The 16,046-nt window shown below is 44.9% G+C and carries 9 protein-coding genes; 2 read left to right on the top strand and 7 right to left on the bottom strand.

Annotation, left to right across the window (positions count from 1 at the left end; all coding sequences use genetic code 11):
- Nucleotides 1–300: 300 nt before the first annotated feature.
- The 4 genes from FVR03_RS21260 to FVR03_RS21245 form a co-directional block, all read right to left on the bottom strand.
- Nucleotides 301–942, bottom strand: a complete 642-nt coding sequence (locus tag FVR03_RS21260) for a DUF7281 domain-containing protein (RefSeq protein WP_255474343.1) — start codon at nucleotides 940–942, stop codon at nucleotides 301–303.
- Nucleotides 943–1,153: 211 nt separating this feature from the next.
- Nucleotides 1,154–4,831: an ATP-binding protein gene (locus FVR03_RS21255; RefSeq protein WP_147923789.1), complete on the bottom strand. Its 3,678-nt coding sequence runs from the start codon at nucleotides 4,829–4,831 to the stop codon at nucleotides 1,154–1,156.
- Nucleotides 4,815–5,387 (bottom strand): condensin complex protein MksE, encoded by a 573-nt coding sequence (locus tag FVR03_RS21250; RefSeq protein ID WP_255474342.1) that lies wholly within the window; start codon nucleotides 5,385–5,387, stop codon nucleotides 4,815–4,817. The genes FVR03_RS21255 and FVR03_RS21250 overlap by 17 nt, the downstream gene beginning before the upstream one ends.
- Complete coding sequence (locus FVR03_RS21245; RefSeq protein ID WP_255474341.1) at nucleotides 5,384–6,502, bottom strand: hypothetical protein; 1,119 nt, start codon at nucleotides 6,500–6,502, stop codon at nucleotides 5,384–5,386. The genes FVR03_RS21250 and FVR03_RS21245 overlap by 4 nt, the downstream gene beginning before the upstream one ends.
- A gap of 946 nt (nucleotides 6,503–7,448) precedes the next feature.
- Here FVR03_RS21245 and FVR03_RS21235 point away from each other — a divergent pair.
- Nucleotides 7,449–8,033, top strand: coding sequence for a hypothetical protein (locus tag FVR03_RS21235; RefSeq protein ID WP_147923787.1), 585 nt, complete (start codon nucleotides 7,449–7,451; stop codon nucleotides 8,031–8,033).
- Here FVR03_RS21235 and FVR03_RS21230 read toward each other — a convergent pair.
- The 3 genes from FVR03_RS21230 to FVR03_RS21220 all read right to left on the bottom strand — a co-directional run bounded on the left by FVR03_RS21230 (nucleotide 7,966) and on the right by FVR03_RS21220 (nucleotide 10,472).
- Nucleotides 7,966–8,907, bottom strand: a complete 942-nt coding sequence (locus FVR03_RS21230) for an IS3 family transposase (protein WP_147923786.1) — start codon at nucleotides 8,905–8,907, stop codon at nucleotides 7,966–7,968. The two genes, FVR03_RS21235 and FVR03_RS21230, sit on opposite strands and share 68 nt — an antisense overlap.
- Nucleotides 8,882–9,145, bottom strand: coding sequence for a transposase (locus FVR03_RS21225; RefSeq protein ID WP_147923785.1), 264 nt, complete (start codon nucleotides 9,143–9,145; stop codon nucleotides 8,882–8,884). The genes FVR03_RS21230 and FVR03_RS21225 overlap by 26 nt, the downstream gene beginning before the upstream one ends.
- 76 nt (nucleotides 9,146–9,221) lie before the next feature.
- Nucleotides 9,222–10,472, bottom strand: coding sequence for a TlpA family protein disulfide reductase (locus tag FVR03_RS21220; protein WP_147923784.1), 1,251 nt, complete (start codon nucleotides 10,470–10,472; stop codon nucleotides 9,222–9,224).
- Nucleotides 10,473–11,758: 1,286 nt separating this feature from the next.
- On the opposite strand from FVR03_RS21220, the gene FVR03_RS21215 reads away from it, so the two are divergent.
- Nucleotides 11,759–16,021: a PKD domain-containing protein gene (locus FVR03_RS21215; protein ID WP_147923783.1), complete on the top strand. Its 4,263-nt coding sequence runs from the start codon at nucleotides 11,759–11,761 to the stop codon at nucleotides 16,019–16,021.
- The last annotated feature ends 25 nt before the right edge of the window (nucleotides 16,022–16,046 follow it).

The following is a 16,046-nucleotide window of genomic DNA, read 5'->3' as shown; positions in this document are numbered from 1 at the left end:
CAAAGTTCTGCTTTCCTGTTCTTTTTTAAAACCCTCAATCTCAAACCTCAATTTTTAGTTGGGTAGAGTAGGTTTTTTCTCCCTTCCGTAAACCTTTTAAAATCAGAGTATTAAATAGCATCAATAACTTGGGTAACCGATTTTTCACCCTCGCTCAAAATCATCAGATTTCCTGAATAAATTTATCAAACTTATTGTTTTCTATCAAGCTAATAACGAACAGAATTTACGCTTGACTCCCATTACAATGCGCTCAAGCTGCCTATTATTGAAACGTTGATTAAACCTCGAACAAATCAATTAATATTTATTCTCAAGGATCAGAGCCTCCTGTTCTAATCCTCTCTTATATTGGTGCAATAATCTTAGTGTTAATAAAATCCCGGGCTCTTCGATTTGACTGATACTTAAATTAATCTTTTGCACATCATACAATTTTCGACTCCCCCACTTTTTAAGCATATTTTCTAAGTCGGTCGGAACAAACCAGATAGCACGTTCCCCCAGATATCGCTTGTATTCATGAATATAAATACCAATGCCGGCAAAATCAAAATCTCCGAAATGAAGATAGCGATTTGGAATAGTTTGTAGCCACCTAATTAAGTCTTTGCTTTGGCTCTGTGGGTAACGGCTTACGAACAGTGGTTGTATGTCTTTGAATAAATGCCGCTGGCTTTCCACCCGGCAAAAATTTTCTGCATTTTCAACTCCTACGATGGTTATGTCCGGATGAGGTACAAAGCCCTCAAACGCAGAAATGAATTGAAATATGCCAGCGGGTGGGTCTATTACAACATTGACTCCATTTAGCGTGGCCTGCACTGGCTCGTAACAATTCACAAGAAAGCCCTGAAACGTCCTTACCTCTTTAGTCTTTGAATCTGCCGTTGCGTGTACCAATTGCGACCTCGAAACTTCTTCTGACTGTAGGGCCTCCATGTATGTTTCCAGGTCGGCAATGGAAAACCTGTTTAACAGAAAAGCTTTTAGCGACTCCGGCTGAGGGACGTATAACATACTTTTAGTTCGTCCAGACCTGCTGTCCGCAATGATTCCCTCTACGAGCAGTTCTGAAACGAGCGGGTGCCTCAGCTTACTCGAGGGGACCTTCTCACCCATGCATAGCTGTAATAATTTTGAAGCTACGGCCTTAGACAGTTTCATGCACCAGGTTATTCTTTACCAGCTTCTTTACCGTAGTCACATTCCGGTTGTCTTTAGCCAAAAGGTAGGTATAACGGTAATCCATGGCATTATAAGAAGTTGGTGAACTGTTGATAAGCAGGATATTGCGGTCATTGGCAAATTGCAATATGCCCTTTACATTGTTGGGATGCAGCTTTCCGATCTCGTCCATCATACAATGCAACCTAAACTCCTTAAATCGCTTGGAAGCACTTTCCTTAAATACGTTCAGAAGCATGATATTAATCATGGCTTTTACCAGGATGTCTGTACCTTCCGATCCTACGTTAGCCAGCTTTTCTACCCAACCGCTATCATTATCATTTTCCATGATTCGGAACTCCAGTTCAAATGTATCGGATAGGTTTACCTCATGCTGCTTGGAAATGGCAATTTCAGTAGCAAAACTCCTGAGCAGGCCCACAGCTTTTTTATTGTTCAGTCCACTATCTCCGGTGCTGAACAGGTTAGCTGCACCTAGCGAAGCAGCGTAATCGTTGTAGAAGGCGCGGATTTCCTGTAGCAGCACAACCATTTTATTTGCACTATCTGACAGGCGCAGATTAATGCTTTTGATCACACCAACAAAATTACGGGCTTCGAAGTCTTTGTTAATATCATTTATGACCTTCTGAATCTCTGCCTCTTTAGAAACAAGTTCAGTTGTTTCCTTCCCTATCTGCCGTATCAGGGTAGCGAAATGCTCATTCGTACGTCGTTCAAACTCCCCTATTTTATCCTCCTCCAGAAATTCCTTCAGATTTTGCGCAAAGTCCAGGTAATCTTCATTTTCAATAAGGTTAGTTTTGAAACCGAAAATATTGTTGACAGAAAAATTACTCAGAAACTTGCTAATATCCGACCTTATACTGGTCAACTTGTTATTCAGGCTAAAACTCTTATCATTTAAATCATTGATCAGCTCTATAAGCCTTTTAGGAGGCTGCATTGCTTCCGTATTTCCAAAAGATTCCAGGTGCAGACTTTGGTAAACCTCAGTATGCTGAAAGCGGTCGAATTCCTGCAGGTCTTCTTCCATCTGGTTGCAATGGTTTCTCTGATCAGTAAGCGCCTTGGTACACTCCCTGACCTTCTCCAACAGATCCGCCTTCTTCAGCTCATGCTTTTGCTGTTCAACCTGCATACGGGTTTCATTTAGCTTTTTATCCGCTTTAAAGGTGTCCACCAGATCGAACAGTTCCCGTTTATCCTTATTAAAATCAGCTACCTTGTCGCGGTTATTTTCAATAAAGGTAAGTTCCCCTCCAAGGTCTCTCAGTTCCTCTTCAATCCATGAAAGCCGCTCCACATCAGCACCTTCCTCATTCAGCACTTTTTTACTTTGTGCCTGTATTTCATTCATGCGCTGTTCTGCCTGCTGCCGCTCGTCTTCAATCTGTTGATCCAGTTCCAGCAGTCTCTCCTGGAGCACAGACTGCTCATGTTTTATTTTAGAATCTCTTTCTTTCTTCCTGGCCTCTAGCTGTGCATTTAAACTCTTCTCCAGTTTTTCTAATTGAAGCTCAGCTACCTGTTTTTCATATTCAGCCTGCTCCAGTTCCTTATCAGTGGCTTGGATATAGCTTCTTCTTGTTTCAGCAGCTTTCGCCTCCCATTCTTTAAGCTTCAGTAGAGCCTGATCTTTACCAGACAAGGCTTTTTGAGACTCATATTCCAGGCGGGATATGTCATCCTTGAGGTGAAGGATCATGGGCTGATACTTCTTTCTCAGCTTCTCCTGTTCTTGAATTTTATTACGGTCGAGGTTTGAAATCTGTACTGTCAGCTGCTCGATCTTGACTGTTAACTGTTTTTTATCCGCTTCATAATCAGCAATGCTTTTCACCTTTTTTGTTATCTCCGACAGCTCAATCTCCACACCAAAAAGCAAACCTGTGTCATGACCTGTAACTCTAGGTGATAAGTTTGTGTGAAACAAAACCTGATCCTGATCAATAACCTTCCCTATTGTATTTTCCCAATCCGGCTTATTTTCATGCAACCAGGTATAAAAGGAGTGCTTGCTATTGTTTAGAAGCGCATCAATTTCAGTGATCTTTTTACCTGAAGCCCGTATTGCCTCTTCCAATTTGGCTACCTGGTTAGCCGTGTCATTTTCCATTCTATCTACATCCAGGTTCCAATGCTTTTGTGTGGTCTCGATCTGCTTTTTCCAACCCGTTATCTCTACTCCGGCACTATGCACAACCTGTTCAGTCCCTCTCATAGCCTCTTTTGTCTGGACGATTTCTTTCTCAAAATACCTTTTAAGTTCTATTTCCCGCTTACGCAGTTTAAGATCATGAATTAGATTTTCCTTCTCTCTTACCGAGTTTCCAGTACCTTTTATTACCTCCTTGTTTTCCGTCTCAATATCAGATATAATATCCTGTAACTGTTTATTGATCTGTTCCTTACGTTCCAAAAAGCTTTGTTTGCAGATTATTTTTTCGGTATTCCGGGAATTAATGAAGACCTCAAGTTGATTCTGGGCCTGTTTCAGCAAAGCCTCATACTTACTGGATATTTCGTTAAAACGCACCAATAGCAACTTTTTTTCTTCCTGCAGGCCAACCTGCTTTTGCTCCCACTCCTTTTTCTTCCCGACCCGCTGTATAATGCTGCTGATGTTGTCCCTTTCATATGAATCCCATTTCTTTTTGGCCTCCTTCAGTTTATCCTCCAACACACTTATCGCAGCAGTAATTCTTGTCATTTTTTGGTGATAATTCCGGTCAATGTCTTCGACCTTTTTCTGTGCTGCTTCAAGTTTTAGTTGCTCCTCATACAGGCGCTTTACAGCTTTGGGATGTGTAACTGCCACATATCTTTGAGAAGCTAATAACAATTTCATTAAGCTGGTTTTTTCTTTTTCAAGAAAATTAATCTCCATATAATATTGGGAGATTCTGTTGCCCAGCACCCGCACCACTATTTCGCCACTCCTGTTTTTAGTGCTCCATTGGCTGATATCAGTAAGCCGCGCTTCGAAGTCCCTCAAATGGAACGCATACTGGTCCAGGTCGATCTTCACATCTTCTTCGTTGAGTGACATGATGATGGTTTGTTTAATAAATTCAGCATCCAGCCTGGAATTTAGAAACACGTTTTGAATGGTACGGGGCAGGTTCTTGTATTGGCGGCTTTCAAGCAGGGCATACTTACGAAACTCTGCTGGTAGCCCTTTGTTGTTTCCGTACAGGATATCACGATATTCCTCATACCGGTCAACTATCCTGATATAGTAGCCATGCCGTGGAAATGTACCTCTAACCAGCTCCCAGGGCAAGGCTTTTTTATCACTTCCGATAAAATTATGCTTGTCATAAGCTCCATCAATAAAACGAAAGGCAGCCCGTCCTTGTGATTTGAAGGCAAGCACACAAAAAGGACCGGTTTCCCGGGCTATTTCAAAAATGATGTAAGAATTGCCAAAGGGGAAATAATACTCATCGAAGGACCGCTTTCCTTTTTCAATACCCAACCGGAGCTTATCGGCATTGTAGAAAAACAAAATGGCACGCAACATGGTACTTTTCCCCATGCCCTGCGTTCCGATAAAATGAACGTTTCCGTCTACGCTTATTTCAGCATAATTTACGAAAGCACTGTTAATAAAAATTATCTTATTCAGGTATCTCATTCTGAAAGTCTTCAGGAATATTAATGCTTAAAATCAGTTGCTCCAAATAATCAAAGGAGGCAAGGGTTTTATACTCCTGCTGGATATCATTTTCAAGTTCAATAAAATTATCTTTTTCCAGCTGATCCAGGACCTTGTCAATTATCTCAGCCTGTTTTTCCTTTCCGCCAGCATACTTCTTCAACCCCTCCAATTTGTTCTTCAAATCCGCGTCCACTGATACCCTGACGAGGATATTGGATGGCGTGAAGCGAAATCCAGCCCCGAAACTCGGCTCGTAGGTTTTCAGAAAATCAACGATGTCGATCCATTTCATGGCTATTTCCAGTTTCCGATCCAGTTCCGCTTTGCTTTCGGTCCGAGAGAAGTAATAATATTCATTACCCTCCTCCAAGATCAGGGCGATACCCATAAAATAAGTATGATAGGCATCGAAATCCTGGTTAAGGGCATTGTACAACTTCCGGATGTAGGTTTTGCTGCTGTTGGAGCAGATAAACTGGCCTCTACTTAAAATGTCGAAAACTTCGGCCGATTGTTTTGGAATTTCTATCATGTTGCTTTCGGATATATAAGCAGGTATTCTATTTCCTGCCTCGTTTGATACTGCTCCGTTAGATCAAACTGCAAATCAAATTGTGAAATAAGCTGGCAATAAACGGTAAGGCATTCTTCAAATGATAAGGGGGCACCAAAATCATAGCTTTGCAGGAAATCAAAAAGATTGTTGCTGCCGGCTAAAAAGCTGTTCTTTACCTCTTCCAGATTTACCTGTACCACCTCCTGCGTATCAGCTTCTAAGTACTCCTCCAAGCTGTTTTCTGCCAGCTGCTGCTTAATCCGAACACCTGATCTCATACGGCTTGCCACCTTCCGGACAATAGTCAGCAGCTGGCTGTCGTTCTGGAGTTGCTCTATTGAAAGTTTTAAAGGGTAGGTGGGTTTTGGCTCAAAGGTCAGGGCATTATCCGCCTGCAATACCTTGATAATATTCGTTTTACTTTTGAGCTCGAACTGATCCTTCAGGTATTTAAGTTGCCGTATTTTCTCTACCAGGCCACTCTGGTATTTCAGCTGATTCAGAAACTCAATTATTTGATGCTGAATCTCTATCAGGTTATGTCGGCACTCATTTAGCTGGAGCTTAAGCCTGAGAATTACCTGCTGGAGTTCCTCGTCTATAGCAACTTTAAAAAATGTTTGTTCCTCCTCATCCGACACCAGCTTTTCAGTCATATCTACCAGCACGCTAATATCGCTCCGCTTGACATCCAGGTGCTCCAGCTTTACTTTTTTTACCTTATAGTTAGGTTCATTTTTAAACGTATTGTCAATATTCCGTTTCAGATCTACCACGTTCCGGATAGCTATAACACCCGTCTTGCGTAGAGAACTTTTGATGGCACGCAGATAACTATATTTCCGGTTTTCGTTATTTTCTTTCAGGTAATAAATGATATTCTGCCGGATGGACTCCAGGTTCTCCTGTATGTAGGAAACATTAATTTCTTCATTCACTTCCAATATCTGCTCAAAGAAATGCAAATACTGGTCATCTAATTCCAGGAAAGGACCGTTTTCCCTTATAACAGAATATTCCAGGAGCGCCTGAATTTTGTCAGCATTGTAATCTACCACTTCCAGCGCATAGTCATATTTATATGACAACATCTTGCGTTTTTCAAAAATCTCTGTGATTAGTTTCTGCTCACGACTGAGCATTGCCAACAACTCTTTTATAGTTGAGAATGTTCTCATGGTCCTACCAGGAAATTATAATCTTCTGACCCTGCTGCAAAACTGCTTTCATTACCCTTTTAAAACACCTTCATATTTTAGATGTACTTTCAAATTTTCATGGCATATATGCCAATATAACAGTAATTCATTCTACATCAGAGCAAATCCTTCAACACTAAAGCAGGCTTCCCTGCTCTGCCGTTGGTTAAAGCTCCTCTGTCGAATCATTGGAAGATGAACTAACCAGATGAGAAACGAGATATGCCTTCACCTTTCTACTGGAGTAAGGCTTCTGCAAAGAAGATTCTCAGGAAAGCCAAAGCTCTTCCTCCAGTGCAATAAAGAATAAAAGTCCACGATTACTCTCTCTTTGAAATGTAGGAGTATCTTCCGCACACAGCTATTCAGGTTTATCAGGTTTACTTATCTCAAAATTTAAATTAACACATAAATACATGTAAATGCTAAAGGTGGGGTATTTTAATATTAAAAAATCCTTATATTGATGCACTAAATCGCTGGCAATGGGGCAAAAACTTTATATCACAGGCAAAGGCAAGCTGCCCGTGCCACCCGACATCACTGTACTCTCCTTCAGCGCCTCCACCCACGAATGGGAGTAAAGAGAATGCTGCTTTATTCGCCGGGGCCACAGGAGTAGAATTAAAGAAGATATTAAACATTGACTACTCCTATCGTGAGCTTACCATCCGCTCCTAGCGTCATGACTACCCAGTTTACGAAGCCGACATGTTGAGGAGTACCAATGATGCAGCTCCGGTCTTTTAACCAGCTGACATTGATGTGGCAGAGACAAGTACCACAACCTGGAGGATTAAATAAGTAAAACCATGTTCCAAAAATGCAATAATTATTAATGACTTTTCTTGAAATAAATAACGCAACAAAAGAGACTATAGAAGCAGGCTTTCATAGAATTGCTAACACATTACTCAAAAATTATGTACTGGTGGTGAACAATGATTATTACCGGCTGATAGACATTGAGTTCTACTACTTTGCTCCAGGCTGCTTTGAGGACGTGTATGCTCATAGGCATGAGGCACAACTCCAGATGGGAAAATGGTATTTTCATGGTTCCGGCATTGACATCAATTTCGGTAATGGTAAATGCCATGGGGGAATACTCATCAGGGCGATAGCAAAATTAAATGGCGAAGGCTACGCAGGCAAAAATAGTATCTACAAAGAAATCCACGGGCCGCTAAATGTAAAAACAGAGATATTCTCTAACATGCACAGTGCTTTTGAAAGAGAGGCAAACTTTCTTTATCTCGAGGATGTGAGCAGAGATCCTATGGGCGCAGGAATGGTCACCCCTCAACATTTAGTAAAGACATACTGGAATTGCAATGTTTTACTGGAGACTTTTTTCAGGCGGCCACTGTTTGATTGTTTAGGAGGTTTTCATACTGGCACGGGGTCAGGTAACCCAGTTTAGAGTGCCTCCTTTTCCTGTTATAAAAACCTTCGATATATTCAAAGATGGCCAGCTTTGCTTCCTGTCTGGTAGCAAACTGGTGGTGGTAGACCATCTCTGTTTTCATTGTTTTAAAGAAGCTCTCTGCCACAGCATTGTCCCAGCAATTGCCTTTCCTGCTCATACTCTGCACGACCGGCTTGCCTATTAATTGCTCCCGGAAGGCACTGCAGGCATATTGCACGCCCCGGTCAGAGTGAAACAAAAGGGAAAGGAACAGGGGCCTGTTTCTGACAGCCATCTGAAAGGCAGCCACCGTGGTCGTCTCCGCCTCCATCGTCTCGCTCAGGGCCCAGCCCACCACTTTCCTGTCTGCCAGGTCCAGCACGATCGTCAGGTACAGCCAACCTTCCAGCGTCCTGATGTAGGTCAGATCGGACACCCACTTCTCGGCCGGCCTTTCCGCTTGAAAATCCCTTGCCAAATGGTTCTCTGCCACGGTAAAGACATGACTGGAGTCAGTAGTCTGTACACGGTACTTCTTTCTGATGATGCTCTGTATCTGATGTTTCTGCATGAGACGGGCTACTCTTGGGCGGGAGGCCCGGATTCCCTGCTCCCCAAGTTCAAAACTGATCCTGGGGCTTCCGTAGCGACACTTGCTCTGCTGATACACCTCCTTGATCTGCGCCACGAGTTGCTGCTCTTTCTGCTCCCGCAGACCTACAGGATTTTGAAGCCAATAGTAGTAACCACTGGCACTGACTTTAAGTACGCGGCACATCTTCTCAACGGGAAACTGGTTGCGGTGCTCCTTTATGAATCCGTATACCGCCCGTCTCCCCTGGAGAAGATGTTGATGGCCTTTTTTAAACCAGCAGACGTGCGTCAGCATCGGATCTATCGCGCTCCAACTGCGCCTCCTTCAACTCTTTTTGTAGCCGCTTAATCTCTTTCTGCTCGTCATTTAATCCTTCGGTAGATCTTACCGTTGAGCTGTCCTTCTGCCGCCACTTGCTCAGACGACCCGGATCTATACCCAACTCGTCTGCTACCGCTTTTACTGATCCTCTCGCATGGGAAAGGTCAATGGCCATTCGTTTAAAGGAGGCGTCAAATACACGTCTATCCATCTTTTTCAAATTTAAGCTTTAAATTAAATCTGCCATAAAAAGGTCTCCAGTCAAAGGTAGCAACTCCATTTTATGGTCAACTTTTTTCCGGACAAGACACATTCCATAGATGTTTGGCAGAGGCTTCTAGCCACTTTTCATGATCTGTGTCAACAGACAGATAAATCACTGCCAAATCTTCTTCGCCATACTGCTCTCTCATCTGCAGGGAGGCAGGGAACTGAATCAGGCACGGCATACACCAGCTTGCCCATAAGTCTAGAAATATTACCTTGCCTCTGTTTTTACTTATTATTTCAAAAAGGCTTGTCTGCTCATTGTTTAGGGTTATGAAAGGATCATTCAGTTCAGCCTCATGAAGAAAAGCTACTTCATTAAGCTCTTTAGCCATCATCAGTTTCCTCACAAACTTACTTTCTGACTGCGCCCAAGTTTGATAATCGCGGATCAAAGCATTTACTCCGGTGTTAGATTTCTGGGCAGCCTTGAGTGCAGTAAAGCAAACCCATTCCCGCTGATAGCCAGTATACTCCCTTTTGGCGATTTCATACTGTACCTTAAAGTCACCGTATCGTCCTTCTAGAGCTGCTATAAACATAGCATATCCACTCATCGCGTAGAGTAATCGCTCTGAGGCATTCTCAGAAAGAGACTCCTGCTCTTGTAAAATTTGTGTATAGGTCCTAACTGTATCCTGGTAAAACTGTGGATAAGGGCGAACAACTTCCTTCGGGTTTTGCAAGATGGCAGGAAGCAAGAGAATAGAAAACACGCGCAGTTGTATTTCCCTTTCTAAATGAGCCTTGAACGTTGGCCTGACACCATGGGTAGAATTCAGCTCATTGATATAGTCTTCGCTTTCGGACCTAACCTTACGACATTCTTCCAGGAAATACTCGAACTTCATCTTGCTTCCGTAGGCAACCTGGTCATAGGGCCCTACCAAACTAAACCGGGCTTGTCCCAGTTTCTTGGCAAGTGCTAATTCAACAGGATGGCTGCCAGTATAATCATAGTTATCTTCTGCTTCATTATAGCTGATATAGACCGTGTCCCCAGGCATAAGAAATATTCCTGCTCCATGTTTATTTCCTACAGGTGTGCTTACTAACACAGGCGAGAAGGCGTCATCGTCAAAGGCTACATTCAGCGTATCATTAGGAGAAAGGGTATAGTTGTTCTGTTCTAAGAAAACATTTTTGTAATATAAAAAGACTTTTTTTTCTGTACTTCTATTAATAACAGTTGCCTGCAGCGGATTAGCATTGGATGGGCCTACCAATAAGAAGGCCATAAGCATCAAAATAGAGGTTCTTAGCTTCGACATAGCTTACACTTGAGTAATGTTAATGGCTTGCTAGTAGGAGAATACCTTTGTACACAGGTGGTTTAAACTGCGAGTTTTAAATACAGTATCATATTCCTTACTAAATATAGGAAATTTACCGGTATATATTGCACTTGCCATATCTCTTAAAACGGCCGATATATTGAGCTTGAGAAAGGTAGAAGCGACAGTGTCTAGAAATGAAGCCTGTAGAGGTTTAGTTTTCCATTCTGCCGTCTCACCAATTAAATCTTGATTTTGTTTCATGGGATGAGTAGCCGGGACGGTAGAGAAGTTCTGACCTTGATGAAAATGGCGCTTACTGCCTGACCTTCATAAGCATTTACCCAAACCAAACTGGTATAAAATTATAGCTACATAAATTGTCTCTTAGTTTACCTGAATAAAACCGTGCCTGAGAAAGGCAGCCATTTACATGGCTTATTCCCTTGGCTTCCTGCTTTTTCGTTGACTGCCTCAAGGCGTTAACAAAGAAGTTTACTCAGTCACAGGCAATCTCATCGCCATAAGGTTCTCTACACAAGGGAAAAAGAAATGACATTACTATCCTAAGTACGGTGCCAAACATCTGTTCATCGGGTTGCCTTTAGGCGGCAAAACATCACCCGCTCAGTCTGCGGGGGCTTAAAGAGCAGGAGCTCAGGGAGCAGGGCATCCAGGCATCCCATCAAAGGGCAGCTCGTGTTATGCAAAAACACCACCTACAGAGCTTTACAAGGAGCAAACACAAGGTTCAGACCACCGGCTCCGGTCGTAGCTGAAAACCACATGGCAGGAGATTTTCAAGCGGTAAGGCCGACAGAGAAGAGGGCCTTAGATCTCACTTACTTCAAAACCAGGGAAGGCCGGCTATAACTGACGGTCATACTGGACCTGGCTGACAGGGAAGTGGTGGGTTGGGCACTGAGCAAGGCGATGCAGGCGAGCACGACTACGGTGGCTGCCTTCCAAATGGCCATCAAAAATAGACCTTTGTTCTATTCCCTTTTGTTTTGACTCTCATGGGCGCTCTTGATCGCCATATCCTATTATATAATATTATATAATATTATATGTCCATCCCTCAGTTGTCGAGGTAAGCTCAATAGGTAGAAGAGATAGTTATAACAGCATCTTTGAAATTTCTTCTTTTCCCATTCTTTTGAACTCTATCAGCTAAAAGAATTTGTATATTTGCAGGCTCTTATTGCTAATTGGCAGGATTCATCTATGATTGCACATTCCATACTGTCCAAGAAGTAAGGCAGCCCCCTATTTGTTTTTATATGGTTAAAAGCTTACACATCCTCTTCTTTTTACTTTTTGCTTTCACCTCTTTCTCACAATCCGCCTCACCCATAGGCCCGCTGCAGGTGGCGCGGGTAACGCATGAGTCGCAGTTGCTCCCCGATGGGCAGGTGCTTGTGTTTGGCGGGAATAACCACCGGTTTTCGGACCTGAAAAGGTTCTCTTCTGCGGAGCTGTATAACCCCAACACCAAATCCTGGTCCTTTACCGGCAGCATGCACCAGGAACGGGATTATCTTGCCTCGGTACTGCTCCACGACGGAAATGTGCTGGCAATAGGAGGGATGGACCAAAGTTCAGCCAGTATGGCTACTTGTGAGCGCTACGATGCTGCCACCGGCAGATGGCAGCAGGCAAGCCCTATGGCTACCCCGCGAATGCAACACGCAGCCGCTACACTTCGTGACGGAACAGTGCTGGCCGCGGGTGGGGCAAGGGGCAAAAAGTCGGAGCTGTACGACCCGTACGACGATGTCTGGATCCCAACAGGCGACATGCAACTGGAGCACGGGGCTGGCATGGCGATGCTGCTCCTTAACAACGGTACAGTGCTGGCAATGGGCGGAGAGCTGACTCCGAGACAAGCCGAGATATTTAACCCGCAGACCCTGCGATGGACGCTACTTAATTCCTTCACCGCCAGAAGGCATTTCTTCCACTCCATGATTCAGCTCAAATCCGGAAAGATCCTGATAGTAGGAACGCAATCCCTGAACTACAGCGATCAGGTTAGCGCAGAACTGTACGATCCTTTTTGGCAGTCATTCTCCAGCACAGGAAACACTGCTACCAATGTGGGCGTGGTGAGGATGGTGATGCTGGAGGACGGGAAAGTACTGCTTTACAGTTTAGGTGACCTCTTTGCTCCTACCGACACGAAGACCATACAGATCTATGATCCTGAAAAAGGAACATGGTCAGCCGATAAGCTTACTTATATTGGCGCGCACAATGCTACCGTGCAAATGCTGCACGAGGGTAGCATCCTTATTGCCGGCGGCGCCTGGACAACCGGCAACGGCGCCTCGGATGCCGGTTTCCTGTACCATCAGCAAAGCGATGCGGCCTGTTCGCCTCCCGCTGTTAATTTAAAGGTAGACGGCAGCAGCGTCTGTAACGGCCAGGATGCCACGGTTATACTCCCGGTCACGGAGAGAGGCGTGCTGTATGAGGCCTATATCGGGAGTAAACCACTGGGCGGTGCTATGGCCGGAGGAGGGGCTATAACATTGGCCATACCCAAAGGCATGCTTTCTCCAGGCAACAATACCGTCAAGATCAGGGCGAGTAAACAGGGCTGCGTGAGTCGTTTCCTGCCCAACACGGCCCACATCAAAGTCGAGTTGCCAGCGGGTTCCAAGCCTGAATTATCAGTGAAAGGCTCTGCTTATCTTTGCCATGGCGAAAACGTTGAGGTGGCAGGTCCGGCCGGAATGGCCGGGTATGAATGGAGCACGGGCGAAACGACACAGAAGATTACGGTGTCAGGCTTCGGACGCTACCGGTTAAGAGTAAAAGATGAACAGGGCTGCTTATCCAGGTATTCCGACGCCTTTGAGATTACGACCGTTTCTGGGACAAGCACTTTTGCAGGATACAATGAATCCGTGTGTTCCGGCACATCTGCTTTTGCGCTAACCGACTTTTCGCCTTTGGGCGGAAGCTGGACCGGCAAAGGCGTAAGTCCTGAGGGGAATTTTGACCCTGCTGTCTCAGGGCCAGGCGAGCATGTGCTGACCTATACCGTTTGTGGAGGCTCCCGCACCAAAAAAGTCACGGTTCGGCCTGTTCCCAAGGTGAATGATTTTTACCTGGAGGCAGATCAGGAAACGGTGTGCTACGGAGGGTACACCAAAGTAAGAGTGATGAATGCCGAACCCGGGGTGAGCTATCAGTTCTGGATGGATGGCAAACTGGTCACAACGGCAACCCGTGCCTCCAGCTTTGTATCGGTAGGCCAGGTCACGGTGAGAGATGACACCAGGTTGATCGTTAAAGGAATCTACGCGTCGGAGTGCGGTTCCGATACGCTTACCAAGGAGTTCAACTTTAAACTATTTGTAGATCCGGCACAGCCTGTAGGTACCAGGACTCCGTTTGTCTGTAGGAAGAACGCTGCCCAGGTTTACGTCCTGAATTCTGATCCGGGGGTTCTCTATCAGTTGAAGAAAGGAAACAAGAATATCGGCGGCCCGCAGTTGGGGAACGGCGATACCCTGTTTTTGCCAACAGGAGTGCTCCTCGAAACTTCCACCTTTTCTGTGGTCGGCAACCATAACTCCTGTACGGTCGCTCTGAAGCAAACCGTGACAATCGACGTGTCGGGGCCGCTGGCGCACTTTGCCATCACGAGTCATAACCCTGAAGTGGGGGAGGCTATCGAATTCTTTAATACATCTGAGCATGCCGGGGGAGGCTACCGATGGTCTTTCGGGCCTGCGACTTCTGTTGCAGAATCAACGGAGAAAGACCCGCCACCGGTCACGTTCAGCAAAATCGGCACCTATGCTATCAAGTTGATCGCTACAGGAGTGGAGGGATGCCGGGATTCGCTCACAGTAAAAGTAAATGTGATTGCCCCTGTGGAGGAGACAGCTGTCAATTATTCGGTTTACTCCAGCTACTATCGGATTTCGCAGGTGCTGGGTGTCGTGCACGATGCCCATGACAACCGCTATGTCCTGTATCAGGAAGAAAATATTTCTCATCTTCCGGAAGACCATAAGGCTGGTGCTTACAGCAATCGCGGCGATAGCATAGATCTGTCGTTAAGTAACGAGCCCGGCTATAACAACCGGCACATATTAATGAAGTATAATGCCAAAGGCACGCTGCAGTGGTCTACTCAACTCCGGCATCAGTCCGATCGGGCCAGAGGTGGCGACCTGGTAACTGATTCAGAGGGCAACATTTATTTCACTTACTACCACTACGAGCACGTCGACGACATTCGCATCTACTCCACCGATGGTAAGCATATAACCTTTGATCCTCCGCATAAAGGGAATGGCTTTTATTCGGTAGTAGTTGTGAAATACAATAAAAATGGACTCCTGCAATGGCACAACAACTACCTGGCGCAGTACAACAACTGGAACGTTAATTTAACCTTAGACAAAGACTTCAATGTTTATGCCAGCAGTGACATGAGTCTCTGCAAGTTCAGTGCGGATGGAGCCTTGGTATGGGAGAAGAAAACAGGTTATGCCGATATAGAAACAGATTCGGAGGGTAATGTGTGGGGAGTGCGGCATGAGAACCTCGTGGTGGACAAGTATAGCTCAGATGGTACCTTACTGCTAAGCTCTGACGAGTTGGTACAGGTAGGGACAAAACAACTGCAGACTTTTCCAAGGTTTATGAAAATTGATGAGAACGGCAATCTGTATGTTATAGGTGAGTTCTCCGGTGGCTTTGCCTTTAACCAGGACAAGCTGACTGCATTAAACTACTACAGAGATTTTTTTATCTGCAAAATTAACAGCCAGGGCGGGCACCGGTGGATCAGGCAAATAGCTCCTGTTAGCATGTTTACCCTGAATGGCATGGATCTGAAGGATGGGAAAATTGTTTTTCTTGGTGGAGCATACCATGCTGCTACCTTAAGATACAATCGGTTGGCAGGAAACGTTTTTGCCAATCAGTTGAAAGTGGAGCAGGAGAATTTTATCGGGATCACTGACACCCTGGCAGGAGCCAGTGTCCGGATTGCGACCATTGCCAATTCTATTCCTCCTAACTACAGCTACGCGCACCCCTTGATTGCCTTCCAGAACAATACAGACCAGGTTGCATTCGCTACCCTGCACAACAGTGGCCAATTGTTGGGGCAGGACATAGAGGTCAAGTCCATGTCAGAATACCAGTCAAATCAGTTTATCTTTCAGGTACCTCTGAAAACTATATTTCCACCTATGGCGCCTGTCTCGGTGTTCTCAACAGCAGGAGCAGTATGTGCAGGGCCGCCGGTTCAGTTTTACGACTCTTCCCTTGGCGATCCTGAATCCTGGGAATGGAGTTTTCCGGGGGCTTCTCCCGCAACTTCTACCGAAAGAAACCCGGTGGTGACTTTCACCAAACCTGGAACCTACCAGATTTCCTTAACTGCTGCAAATGCCCAGGGAGCCGGCGAAACCTTTGTTCAGAGCACGGTGATAGGGCAAGTCCCTTTGGTAAGCCTCCCACCTTTTAACACTATTGAATTAGGCACTTGTTTAATGGCTAAGAAAGCTGTAAATTGATTGAAATAGAGCTATTTACATGGAG

It is taken from the genome of Pontibacter qinzhouensis (assembly GCF_008017455.1).
GTDB classification, from domain to species: Bacteria; Bacteroidota; Bacteroidia; order Cytophagales; family Hymenobacteraceae; genus Pontibacter; species Pontibacter qinzhouensis.
The sequence above is the reverse complement of the archived record's forward strand: the minus strand, read 5'-3'. Positions and strand labels throughout refer to the sequence as shown.

Excerpts from the sequence above, each read along its gene's own strand:
- FVR03_RS21260 (WP_255474343.1), bottom strand. The coding sequence starts at position 942 with ATGGAGGCCCTACAGTCAGAAGAAGTTTCGAGGTCGCAATTGGTACAC.
- FVR03_RS21250 (WP_255474342.1), bottom strand. The coding sequence starts at position 5,387 with ATGATAGAAATTCCAAAACAATCGGCCGAAGTTTTCGACATTTTAAGT.
- FVR03_RS21255 (WP_147923789.1), bottom strand. The coding sequence starts at position 4,831 with ATGAGATACCTGAATAAGATAATTTTTATTAACAGTGCTTTCGTAAAT.
- FVR03_RS21215 (WP_147923783.1), top strand. The coding sequence starts at position 11,759 with ATGGTTAAAAGCTTACACATCCTCTTCTTTTTACTTTTTGCTTTCACC.
- FVR03_RS21220 (WP_147923784.1), bottom strand. The coding sequence starts at position 10,472 with ATGTCGAAGCTAAGAACCTCTATTTTGATGCTTATGGCCTTCTTATTG.
- FVR03_RS21235 (WP_147923787.1), top strand. The coding sequence starts at position 7,449 with ATGACTTTTCTTGAAATAAATAACGCAACAAAAGAGACTATAGAAGCA.
- FVR03_RS21245 (WP_255474341.1), bottom strand. The coding sequence starts at position 6,502 with ATGTTGTCATATAAATATGACTATGCGCTGGAAGTGGTAGATTACAAT.
- FVR03_RS21230 (WP_147923786.1), bottom strand. The coding sequence starts at position 8,907 with ATGCTGACGCACGTCTGCTGGTTTAAAAAAGGCCATCAACATCTTCTC.
- FVR03_RS21225 (WP_147923785.1), bottom strand. The coding sequence starts at position 9,145 with ATGGATAGACGTGTATTTGACGCCTCCTTTAAACGAATGGCCATTGAC.